The organism is Flavobacterium subsaxonicum WB 4.1-42 = DSM 21790 (assembly GCF_000422725.1).
Lineage (GTDB): Bacteria > Bacteroidota > Bacteroidia > Flavobacteriales > Flavobacteriaceae > Flavobacterium > Flavobacterium subsaxonicum.
In genome coordinates this window covers 165,230-178,712 of the sequence record NZ_KE383909.1, presented here as the reverse complement: position 1 = coordinate 178,712, position 13,483 = coordinate 165,230, and the positions used below count along the sequence as shown (strand labels likewise).

Annotated in this window: 5 protein-coding genes; 3 read left to right on the top strand and 2 right to left on the bottom strand. The window is 41.4% G+C overall.

Annotated elements, in window-relative coordinates; translation table 11 throughout:
* Window positions 1–18: 18 nt before the first annotated feature.
* Entirely contained in the window at window positions 19–1,908 is a 1,890-nt protein-coding gene (locus tag G509_RS0111230) for a DUF8202 domain-containing protein (RefSeq protein ID WP_026991628.1), read from the bottom strand.
* 245 nt (window positions 1,909–2,153) lie between these two features.
* Between G509_RS0111230 and G509_RS0111225 the strand changes: the two genes are divergently transcribed.
* From G509_RS0111225 to G509_RS22885, 3 genes are all read left to right on the top strand, one after another.
* The gene (locus G509_RS0111225) at window positions 2,154–6,320 is read left to right on the top strand and encodes a T9SS type B sorting domain-containing protein (protein WP_026991627.1); all 4,167 of its coding nucleotides are present in this window, start codon (window positions 2,154–2,156) and stop codon (window positions 6,318–6,320) included.
* A 1,021-nt stretch (window positions 6,321–7,341) separates the two neighbouring features.
* Window positions 7,342–7,899, top strand: a complete 558-nt coding sequence (locus G509_RS0111220; protein WP_026991626.1) for a DUF7948 domain-containing protein — start codon at window positions 7,342–7,344, stop codon at window positions 7,897–7,899.
* Entirely contained in the window at window positions 7,838–12,160 is a 4,323-nt protein-coding gene (locus G509_RS22885; protein WP_081663290.1) for an SBBP repeat-containing protein, read from the top strand. The genes G509_RS0111220 and G509_RS22885 overlap by 62 nt, the downstream gene beginning before the upstream one ends.
* 723 nt (window positions 12,161–12,883) lie before the next feature.
* On the opposite strand, the gene G509_RS0111205 is transcribed toward G509_RS22885, so the two are convergent.
* Window positions 12,884–13,483: alpha-hydroxy acid oxidase (locus tag G509_RS0111205; protein ID WP_026991625.1), on the bottom strand; the 600-nt coding region annotated here is incomplete at its 5' end.

Here is a 13,483-nt window from a genome sequence, read left to right as displayed (position 1 = left end):
TATTGTAAATGGCGGAAATTAATGGATGATAAGTTTGGCTACCTGCGGTATGCCATTTATGGTAATGGTTAACAGGTAAGTGCCCGATGTAATTAATGTATCACTATAAGTATATTCTTTAATTGTACCAAGGTCTTTATCTGCATAAAGCTTACCTTCGACAGAATTTATCCGAAGGTTAACCCGCGATTCTTTCTCGAGGTTAAACTGTACATTAAAGGGCTGCGAGCTTTTAGCCGGGTTAGGATAAATCCTCCACCCTGAGATAAGGTTGTTAGGGTTAACAGTAAAAGAAAATTCCCTGCTGCATCCGCTATCAGTAGCCACAGTTAGGGTATAGCTATCTGCCTCAGTGGCGGTAAAATTCTTGGTTGCTGCTACTATCCTTCCATTTTGCCTCCACTCATAGCTATTTATTTTTTGCTGTTCCTGGTTATATTCCGGTACAATTTGCACCTGGTTAACGGCATCAAGTTGCCATACCGGGCTTAACGACATTTTAATACCATCAGGTGCATTAATTATAGTTGTGCTGCTTTTTGTAATAGTATTGCTATCAGTTACATTTATTGTGTAGCTGCCCTGTATTAAGTTTTTTATTAAATACTTTACATCGCTGGTAACATATTTTTGACTACCTGCACCCGAATGCAGAACTATTGTATACGGTGTTTTACCGCCAGACATAACTAAGGCTATACTACCGGGATTATCAAAGCTGCAATTGGATATTGCATCATGTGTAAAAAAGAAATCCGGGCCTTTAATAAATGTGAACAGGTCAGATCCGTTACCATCGTTATCCCAAACTATATTGTCAAAATAAATATATTCGGCATCTTCCGATGATTGCTTAGTATTTATTGCCTGGGTATAGTCAAACTTAGTGCCCGGCTCTTGATTGACAGCAAGCCAAAGGACCATTCCCGGTTCGCTAACAAGGCCTATTTCTTTTTTATTTATTCGTATTTGGGTTAAAATACTGTCATGGATGGCTTCTTTTGCAACCTGCATTTTCCAGGTACGCTTCATGATCTGCAGGCCTTTATTTTTGTTGTCGGCTGTAAATTGAGTACCTCCATCGTTATCCCCCCATAAAAGAAAAGTTTTATCCTTAAATGTATTTTTATTTGTGGCGTTAGTGGTGTCTACACTACCTAATCCGATGTATATCCCATCTTTTTGTGCGTTGCCCGATTGTTTTTGATAAAGGTTAAGCGCATCATCACGGCCAATGCCTGTTACCCTGCCATTGTAGATTTTATTCTTTTTAAAACTCCATATCGTGTCATTTTGCGAATTAGTGTAGTTAAACTCCCCCACAATTGACAGTCCGTATTTTATAGAAAGGTACGTTTCAACCTGCATGCGTTCTATAGCCGTGAGGATCCTTGGGTAGTAAATAACTTCCATCAATTGCTGGTTGCCTGCCGTATCTCCCTTATAAAAATCTTCTATCGTTATGATATTATTTTTTTTGCCTTCGCGGTGTATCGATGATAAATAACTAATGATGATGCCTTTTTTTGAATCTACCTTTTTATATGTCAGTTCGTTATCGGTCAATACCTCTTTATTGGTTACCAATATCTTGCTTTTGCCTTTTTTTAGGGATACTATCAAATTTTCATCGTCGGTATCAGATTTAAAAACCGCAAAAAAAGAATATTGGTTGGTAACAACATTTTTAAAAGTGCTTACCGTTAAATCGGACGCGTTTAATACCGGATTAAAATTAAAATTAGCAGCAGATAAATTTTCTACCCCCATTTTTCCTTTTTTACCCTTCGAAGCTTTAATAACAGAAGACTCAAGCCATAAACTATGTCCGGCTACATTACCCGGAATTTGTGCATAATTGGACAAGATGGTAAACATAGCAATGGTAACTAAATATTTTTTTAGCATGTATTTGGGGGAATATAATTATAGTAATTAAAACTTCAGGCGATGGGGATAGCCCTTTGTTTAAGGGCGCAAACATAGACTTAAAAAATTAACATTTCATTAAGTTAAAATGTTAAAGAAATGTTAAGTGCGGAAAGTCCGTAAAATTGATACCATATGTTTATAAAACCCTGATAAAAATTAGTTTATGAATTTTTAACGCTTACTTTTGCGCGTTAATTTAACTATAACTGATTGCAACCGCAATGAAAAAAATAGGATTTAGGCGTTATGTAGCAGTACTATTATTTTTGTGTACGATATCGCAAAATAGTACCGCACAGATTTTTTATCAGGACTTCGGTACAGTTCCGTTCATGACATCGGCCTATAATGGCACCCCGCTCATTTTAGACACTAATATTTTATCGTATCCCCTTCAAAATAGCATGAGTTGGTGGACCAGTAATAATGGAGCCAGTGGACAGGCAGCACAAATTAATACGTCACAGGGTGGTACTGTAATAGCATTATTTCCCGAGGTGGCACCTGGCTATGAAATGCAAATTACCGACTTTAGCTTTTGGATAAAGCGCACCGGAAATGCCCCCGTAAACTGGGAAATTTCTATAGATGGTGTGCCTTTTGGAAGCGGTACGATATCTTCAATAGGTACAGTTGTACCTATTACCCCTATTACGCCTTCTTTATCGGGGCTTACCGGAACTTTTGGCATTATAATAACTACAACAGGTGCAACGGGTGTAGGGACATTGTTGTTAGACAACCTGGCATTTTACGGCAGTGTAACGCCTTTATGCAGCACGGCAGTAATAACGTCTGTATCTCCACCCGAAGCCCCGGAAAACACCGTAATAACAGTTTATGGAACCGGGTTTACAGAAGCCACGGCTATAACTTTTGAAGAAGTACCGGCTGATTTTACGATAATATCTGATACCGAAATATATGCTACTGTACCTTTAGGCACCTTTGGCGGAAGTGATATTTATGTAATAGCAAATGACGGCTGCCAAACGGTAGCTGAAGATATTTTTGACCCCCTTGTTTCGCACTGCGGGAATGATGAGATCTATATTTCTGAAATTTACAGCGGCTACCAAAACGGCAATAGCGCCATAGAATTATACAACCCTACAGATGAGAATGTTTTTTTTGATGGTAGCTATGTATTAGAGCGCTATAATAATATTGGCGATACTACTCCTGCAAATTCATTTGTAATGGATAGTTATATTGCCCCACACCAAACACGCCTTATTAAAACTGGTATTAATTATGCCTGCAATATTACCCCGCAGGGATTTTTCAGCTTTTTTAATATGGGCCCCGATGATAACGACCAATTTAAAATAAAAAAGAACGGTGTTGTTATAGATAATATTCAGGTGCCGTTCGGGCAGGGAGTTACACCTGTTTACCAGGGCTACTCGTTAATTCGAAAACCCGATGCTATTGCCCCTTCATCAAACTTTAACAGTGCCGACTGGAATGCTTACAGCGACGAAACCTGTACCAACCTTGGCATACATAGCGAAATTGTACCTGTTGTACCCAGTATAACGCAGCCGCAGCCTATTACCGTATGCGAAGGTACACCTGCCGTTTTTACTGCCCAGGCAGATGGAAACGCAAGTTACACCTATCAATGGAAAATTCTTAGCAGCACAAACTCCTGGACCGATGTTACTAACGATGGCAACTATACGGGAGCCACTACCGGTACACTTACCGTTTTAAACCCCGATCAAAGTTTTAACAACAACCAATATTATTGCGCAATAACCTCTGCCGTATGTAACGTGGTAACCAATGCTGTAATGCTAAATATTTATGGAGCTGATGTTATTACTGCAAACATTGTACAACCGGGCTGTACCGCATTAACAGGCTCTATTACAATAACATCGCCACTTAACCCTGCCTACACCTATAGCGTTAACGGGCAACCATTTCAAGCCTCTCCCGCTTTTGAAAACCTCGCTCCAGGTCCTTATACCATTACTTTGAATAATAATACAGGATGTAGTCCTGCAACCCAAAATTTTACAATTGTTGAGGCTACCGTTCCGCCACAACCCTTTGGTACACCAGTACAGCCCCAATGTAGCAATGAGACTGGCAGCATGGTAGTAAATGCGCCACTGGGGATAAATTATACCTACAGTATTAATAACAGCCCTTATCAATCTCAGGCCAGCTTTACTAACCTGCCTGCCGGCGAGTATATAATTACTGTAAAAAATGCTGAGGGCTGTACCGATGCCAGCCAAAGCTATACCATTTCCAGTCCGGCGGCAGTGCCCATACCGGTAGCACAAATTACACAACCCACCTGTAGCACCCCGGCCAGCCTAACAATTACGTACCCGATTGAAACCGGGTATACTTACAGCATTAATAATATGCCTTTTCAGGCATCGCCCCTGTTTAACAATCTTACACCAAACACCTATAATGTTGTAATTAAAAATGCGCAAGGATGTATTTCTGCACAAGTCCCATATACCATTACGGCCCCTATAGCCCCTGCGGTACCAACGATACAGATTACACAACCGGATTGCGATACCTTAATGGGAAGCATCAATGTAACGTCTCCGGTTGGGCCGGAATATAATTATAGCATAAATGGATCTGCGCTTCAAACCGCTACAACATTTAATAACTTATCGCCAGGAAATTATACAATTACGGTTACTGATGCACAGGGCTGTACGGCCACTTCCTCAATGTACGCCTTACTCATTCCTGCAGCGCCACAAACAGCTGTAACACAAATTATTCAGCCCTTATGTGGCAGTAACCAGGGCAGTATTATTATTACTGCGCCCTTAGGGCCGGAATATACCTATAGCATAGACGGGCAGCCTTATCAAGCTACTACGACGTTTAATAGCCTTAGTCCCGGCGATTACACTGTTACTGTTAAAAACAGCAACAATTGCACTTCCCAAAGTGCGCTTTTAACCATCAATATGATAGCTTCTGTACCTTTGCCAATTGCCTCAGTACAACAACCTACCTGTATTGATCCTGCAGGTAGCATAACTGCCACTTATCCCGTAGGACCTGAGTATACCTATAGCCTTAATGGTTCGACCTACCAAGCATCGCCCATTTTTAATAACCTTTTACAGGGTACTTACAGTATTACCGTTAAAAATTTAAATAGTTGTACCGCCACCACGCAGGACCTGATAATTTTAGATGTAGCACCGCCTCAACAACCCAATGTACAAATTATACAGCCCGATTGCAATACTACCCTTGGGAGTATTGTTGTAAACAGCCCGTTGGGTACCGGCTACACCTATAGCCTTGATAACATAGTTTTTCAAAGCAGCCCGGCCTTTACAGACCTATCTGCAGCTAACTATACCGTAACCGTTAGAACTATAGACGGATGCACATCAACAGGAAATAGCATAATTATAAACAACGCGCCCGTCCAGGCAATACCACCTTCAACTATAACCGGGCCCAATGGGTTATGTACAGGCGGTACGTTGCAACTCGAAAACACTACTACAGGCGGCCAGTGGAGCAGTAATAATACGGCTATAGCACAGGTAGATGCCAATGGGGTTGTTACAGGCTATAGTCCCGGAAATGTAATTATAACCTATACAACCGGTACTGTATGTACTGCTAATGCGCAAAAAGCCATTACCGTGTACAGCCTGCCAAGCCCCCATCTAAACACTTTGTATTACCTGTGTTTTAATGAAAGCGACAATACCTATTATCCTATAGAACTTACCAGTGGGCTAACTACCAACGCATACAGTTTTGAATGGTTTAAAAATAACTCGTTAATTAATATAGCAAACGGTTTTTTAACTACCAATCAGCCCGGAGAGTATAAATTAATTGCTACCCATCTGCTTTCAGGGTGCAGCACTACGCTAACTACAGTGGTAAAAACATCGCCTGCGCCCAATGCAAGTGTTACAATTGGGACTGATTTTAATGACAGGCAGACCATTACTGTACATACCGGGCCAGGGCAATTTGAATACAGCCTTGATGGGAGTGTATATCAGGACGAGCCTGTATTTAACAATGTTACTGAAGGAAAACACATTGTAAAAGTTAGGGATACCAATGGATGCGGGGCCATAGAGCTTGAGGTTTTTGTAATTAATTACCCCCGCTACTTTACACCTAATGGCGATAATGTTGCCGATACATGGAACCTAAAAGGATTAAGCAACCAACACAATATAATTGTTTATATATTTGACCGCTACAGTAAATTAATTACAACCATAAAACCTTATGGAGCCGGATGGGATGGTACTTTTAACGGTAAGCCCTGCCCATCATCCGACTATTGGTTTACCGTAGTTTACAAGTCATCTGACGGGAGCTCCAAACAATTCAAATCTCATTTTTCTTTGTTACGATAATTTAAAATAACATCCGTATGCAGTGGTGTTATTTGCCTTTTGAGCAGAGTAAGAGATTGCAACCCAGATACAATGAGTTGCATATAATTTCGTAGCACATTTTTATTTTTTTTGTGCGTTGATTATGCCAAATAAAGTTTGTGAGTATTAGCAAATTTTAATGGTATTTGCATAGAAATAAAAAACCTGCAAATTGACAATTTGCAGGTTTTAAGGCATTTAAGATATATTTTAAAAACAGTATCAATTTCAGAAGCACTAACGGGAGAATTTTCGAACCTTTCATAGATGATTTGAAGAAGCTAACCTTAAATATTAAGTAAATAAATTATTTTTCAATTTCCTCCCACTAGGCTGAAACGCACTCCAGTCTGGCAGTTAATAATAATATTGATGTTTTCACAGAAATTAAAAAAACTAATAATCAATTACTTATTTACATCGATCTGCAAGCAATTAGCTAAAATTGATTGATAGTAAGTAGGGTGACTAATTTATACATGTACACCATATAATAATACAACATTATTATGGCCAGACCGCTCCTAGAAATACAGGATATCTTCAAGATGTTAATTAAAAACCGGTTATCTAAGCAATCATCAAGCTCCGGTCCCCTTTATTAGTAAACTTAATAATCTTGGAATTACTGAACAGCCGTATAACAACCTTCGCAAACAAACCAATTCCCGTAAAGAAGATATAAATGGCCATGAAGCATAAAAATCAAAACTTTTTTGCTATTTCAAGTAGCGGGATTTACATGGTCGACGTAATGATACTTAAAAAGTATTGTGTAATGGCGACCCATAATATAAGACCTATTGCAAAATCCAAACTTTCTTAGGCATAACATTTACAATCCTTTTGAAACGCGAATCTGGAGTCTCCTTAATATTACTGCTTTAATGTGATAAAAAAATATACAAACGCTTTTATAGTTCCCAACTATTTATAGTTTTGCAGAAGAATCAGGCGGCCTTATCTCCCACTTCCTAATGAATCACACAAACTATCTTATATGACGTTAAAAACTACTCAGAACTTTTTTTTAGTAATAATCTTTTTAGCATCAGCATCGTCGCTAAAGGCACAGAAGTATGGTGATGTTAAAGCAAAATACAGCGATAAACCATTGCTCTTTATGGAAAACAGGGGGCAAATTGTCGATCGCAATGGCGGATCACATCCTGAGGTACTTTTCTCGGCGGCGGGTAGTGGTACCAGAATTTGGCTGAAAGCCACTGGAATTGATTATCAATTCAATAAAAAGTCGTACCGGTTCACTGGAAGTCAGGCAGATATTAATGAAATTCCTCTTTCCGCGGCATCGCAAAAATTCTCTGTTGCATTGCAAAACAGTAATCCAAATCCCGTTGTAATAACAGAAAATCAGTCGGATTACATTGAGAACTACTATCTTCCGCATTGTCCACAGGGCATTCTCGGTGTTAAAAGCTACAATAAAATAGTCTTTAAAGCGGTATATCCAAAAATTGACTGGGTAGTTTACAGCAATGGCGCTTTTATGGAATACGATTTTATTGTGCACCCGGGGGGGGGATCCTTCGCAAATTAAAATAAAAATAAAGGATGCCGATAAGATTACCATAAGCAATAGCGAGCTGCACATGAAAACAAAACTAGGTGAAGTTAGCGAGAAGGCTCCTGTAAGCTTTGATTCTAAAGGCAATACCATTGCCACATCGTTTGTGATACATAAAGACGGCTCGCTGGGATTTGCAGCAAATTTCCCTAAAAAGTCAGGTTATACGATCGATCCTCAGGTTATATGGTCCAGTTACTATGGCGGCAGCCAGTACGACATGGCATCATCCTGCACCACGGATGCTTCCGGTAATCTTTATGTTTCCGGTTCTACGGAAAGTTCCTTCCTGGGAATCGCCGGCTATGATGACTCCTACAATTCAGGTATGGATGCCTTTTTAGTAAAGCTTGACGCTGCAGGAGTTCCACAATGGGCCACCTACTACGGTGGTAGCGGGGTAGATGTCGGTGCAGCATCCGATATTGATAGCCAGGGTAACGTTTACCTAACTGGCCATACCAGCAGCGTTAGCGGTATTGCTTATGAAGGGTATCAGGATACGAAAGCAAGCAGCGGCACGGGCACTGATGCGTTTGTTGTTAAATTTAGCAGTGCCGGGGCACGAATATGGGGCACTTATTTTGGTGGCCCCGGGTCAGATTCGGCGACGAATATCAAGGTGAATTCATCCGACGAGCTGTACATAGTGGGTGAGACAGCCAGTACCGCCGATATTACATCATCGGGCTACCAGAGTACGTACGGAGGAGGAAGCGCAGATGCTTACCTTGTAAAATTTAATGCGCAGGGCGGTTATATCTGGGGCACCTACTTTGGAGGCATTGGTTTAGAAGACTACCCGGATATGGATCTGGACAGCAATGGCAACATCTACCTATCAGGTACAACAACAAGCGCTGGCCTGGTATCACTGGGTTTTGATACTACATTAACCAGCGGCACTTCGGATGCATTCTTAGTTAAATTTAGCCCTTCCGGAAATCATCTTTGGTCTACCTACTACGGAGGAAACGGTTATGATTCTGGCTTCACCTGTGTTGTAGATCCATCTGACAATATCTATCTTGGGGGTAAAGCAGGCGCATCATCCTTAAATCTTGCCTTCAATGGTTTTCAAAGTGCTAGTAACGGCGGAGCAGATGCATTTCTGGTAAAATTTGACAGTAGTGGCCTGCGATTATGGAGTACCTATTACGGAGGACAATTTGACGAACATGCTTTTGACAGTACTGTAGATACAAATGGCAATGTATATATAATCGGGGATACACAAAGCCCTACAGGCATTGCAGCCAATGGATTTGACAACACACTATCTTTATCGGGCGATATCAACATTGTAAAATTTGACCCATCAGGCTTTAGAATATGGGGATCGTATTACGGCGATGGGGGTGATGAATATCCCGGTGGCTGTGCAACGGATAGTAATGGAAACCTCTATATTGTAGGAAGGACCAACCTTAATGATGGGTTTATATCGGGGGGATATGATACGGAGTATGCTGCCCTTAATGACATGCTGCTGGTTAAGATTGACGGTTCCGGCGGATGTGACACCCCGGCACCACAGGCTCAGGCTGAACAATTTCTTTGTACAGGTACAACTTTAGCAGCATTAGACATCGAAGGTACAGGGCTTAAATTCTATACAACTTTATACGGGGGAACACCATTACTAACTACTACATTCCCCCCAGCAGGTATATATTACGTATCACAAACAATTGATGATTGTGAAGGTCCGAGAACGGCGATAGCTGTAACTCCAACTACTACCCCTGCTCCCACCTCCAGTGCGCAAACACTATGCGGGGGATCAAAAATTGAAGATTTAGTAGCTACAGGCAGCAATCATAACTGGTATACCGATCCGATTGCTGGATCAGCTCTGGATTCAGAAGCCCTGCTTGCATCAGGAATATACTATGTTTCACAAACAATGAATGGTTGCGAGTCAACAAGGACAGCGGTGAACGTTATTGTAAATACAACACCCATACCTACCGCACTATCGCAAAGCTTTTGTGGTAGTGCAACAGTAGCTAATTTAACGGCTACCGGTACCGACCTTAAATGGTATACAGTTTTAACAGGCGGAGCGGCTTTAGCTTCTAATGCTGTGTTATCATCCGGAACATATTACTTATCACAAACTTTAAGTACATGTGAAAGCCTGAGGGTAGCTGTAGCGGTAATTGTCACTACGGCACCAATCGCACCTGCTATACAAAACTTTTGCAGCAGTGCTAACATCGCCGACCTTAATGCAACAGGTACCAGTCTTACATGGTATACAACGGCCACAGGGGGACCGGCACTCACTTCCGGCACATTACTTACCAATAGTACGTATTATGTGTCGCAAACTTTTGGAGAATGTGAAAGCCCAAGGGCTGCAGTTGCAGTTATTATAAGCCAGCCTATAACACCGGCGTTTACCACCGTAGCGCCAATCTGCTCGGGGAGTAACCTGACAGCATTGCCGTTAACATCGAGCAACGGTATTACCGGTACGTGGGCACCTGCCTTAAACAACACAGCAACCGCTACCTATACTTTTACACCTGCTCAGGGGCAGTGTGCTACCACTACTACAATGACCATTACGGTAGATCAGCTTTTGACACCTGTGTTTACTGCTGTAGCGCCAATCTGTTCAGGCAGCACAATAGCAGCACTACCATTAACGTCCAACAACGGTATTACCGGTAGCTGGTCGCCTGCCTTAAACAACGCAGCTACCACAACATACACCTTTACACCCGATCAGGGACAATGTGCTGCAACAACAACAATGACTATTCCGGTAGATCAGCCCTTGACACCTGTGTTTACTGTTGTAGCGCCAATCTGTTCAGGCAGTACAATAGCAGCATTGCCGTTAACATCGAACAACGGTATTAGCGGTACGTGGGCACCTGCCTTAAACAACACAGCAACCACTACCTATACTTTTACACCTGCTCAGGGACAATGTGCTACCACTACTACAATGACCATTACGGTAGATCAGCCTTTGACACCTGTGTTTACTGTTGTAGCGCCAATCTGTTCAGGCAGTACAGTAGCAGCATTGCCGTTAACATCGAACAACGGTATTAGCGGTACGTGGGCACCTGCCTTAAACAACACGGCAACTACCACCTATACTTTTACACCGGCTCCAGGGCAGTGTGCTACAGCCACCACAATGACCATTACGATAGTTCAGTCTATAATACCTCAATTTACTTCAGTTGCTCCAATCTGTTCAGGAAGTATACTAACAGCATTGCCCGTAACATCTAACAATGGTATTACCGGTATCTGGTCGCCTGCTTTAAACAACACTGCTACCACTACCTACACCTTTATGCCAGCTCCTGGGCAATGTGCCACTACTACTACAATGACCATTACAGTAGATCAGCCTTTGAACCCTCTGTTTAATGCTGTAGCACCAGTCTGCTACGGAACTACAATAACACCCCTGCCTTTAACATCGAACAATGGTGTTAACGGTACTTGGTCGCCTGCTTTAAATAGCGCAGCTACCACTACTTACACCTTTACGCCGGATCCGGGGCAATGTGCTGCAAATACCACACTGACTATTGGAGTTCATTTGCCGATAACTCCTATATTCACGTCTATAGCGCCAATCTGCTCAGGAAGTGAAATAACAACTTTACCATCTATTTCAAACAATGGTATTGCCGGTGCATGGTCTCCTGCTTTAAACAATACAGCTACCACTACCTACACCTTTACCCCGGCTCAGGGAGAGTGTGCTACAATAAGTACAATGACTATCGTGGTATACACAACCGACGCAACAATCACGGTGGGCGGCGCTACAATAATAGTATCACAAAGCGGAGCATCCTACCAGTGGGTAGACTGCGAAAACTCCAATGCATTTATTCCGGGAGCCGACGACCAAAGTTTTACGGCCACCGAAAATGGCCAGTATGCTGTTATTATTGACTACAACGGCTGCAGCACTTTAAGTGAATGCGTAACTATCAGTTCACTTACTGTAAATGAAATTGAAACGCAAAGTGGATTGAAGCTTTATCCGATACCGACAGCCTTTCTGCTTAGTATTTCAACAGACGAAACAATTAAAGCCATAGAGATTACAGACATGTTTGGAAAAAAGATTAAAATTAACAACTTTGCCGGTAACAGGATTGATGTGAGTTTTTTACAGGAAGGGGTTTATTTCGCAGAAATAAAAACTGATAATACTACGTATTTTAAAAAGTTTGTAAAGCACAATTTATAACACTCAGCATTACTGCTCAATAGCCTGCTCTTCACCAGTGAGCGGGCTATTTTGTCTATAAGCGTAATCTTGTATACGTTAATGCAGTCGTAAGGTTTTGAGAAGAGATTCGAACCTCATCTGGTAAATCCCGCACCATCACTCGTTTCTTGTGCTTTAAAACTTCGATTGCCACGAAATTGCCACAAATCTTATTAAAATGTGGCTAAACACTTTTGCAGAGGGGAAGGCAGTCGAACCCATATTGATCACATTCCCAAAAAAATGATATCATGTCATGACATATATAAATGCCATGGATTTGCCACAGCTTACAAGCATAAAACTGTATAAAATCCTCAACTAGACAAAATAAACCACTAACTTTGAAAACCTATAAAAATTGTCTTAATAAACTCCGTTAAAGTAGGCTAATTTCTTTAAATCCTGCATAAAATGGTTTGGAATTTGTCCAGTTGAGGTCACACACAAAAAGCTCCAAATTTTTAAATTTGGAGCTTTTTTTATTTGTAAATCCTTCAAAGACAAACCATACATATTTCTTATCGAATTTGGATATTGAATAATTGATCACCATATTAAAGATTAAAATACTTATTAACAGCAGTTAATCAAAAAAAAGGAATCAATTAATCATTCCGAATCCATCTCACCAACGTGTGAATGCAGGTGCAGACAACTAAATTCTGTAACTTAATAAAAACAAAAAGATCTTAAAACCTGCTATTTGATAAGATGATTCGGAAAATCCTCAACCCTCTCGCAGCATACCTGCTCCATAACCTGCTGTAATTGTATTTTAAGTAGTGATATAGCATGATTGCCACCTTGGTTGCCCAATGCAGCTACACTATACATAAAGGTGCGCCCCAAAAACGTAAAATCGGCACCACTGGCAAGGGTGCGCGCCACATCTACACCGGAGCGGATGCCGCTATCCATCATTACTTTTATTTGGCCTTTGTATTTTTCTACAATAGGATGTAATGATGCTATGGCACTCTGCCCGGCATCAAGCTGCCTGCCGCCGTGGTTAGATACTATAACCCCATCAAAACCAAGGCGTATGGCCATTTCTACATCTTCTTCGCTGGCTACGCCTTTAAGCACCAGCTTGCCTTTCCACTTATCCCTTATGGGTGCAATGCGCTCTTCGTTTAACCTGCCCGAAAATGTTTTGTTCATAAACTGGCCCAACTGCGCCATGTTCAGGTCTTTTGGCATGTAAGGCTTAAGGGTTTCAAAAGCGGGTTGCCCATGCACAAGCGTTTTAAGTGCCCATTCGGGCCTGCCCATTATTTGCAGTATGTTTCTAAGGGTCAT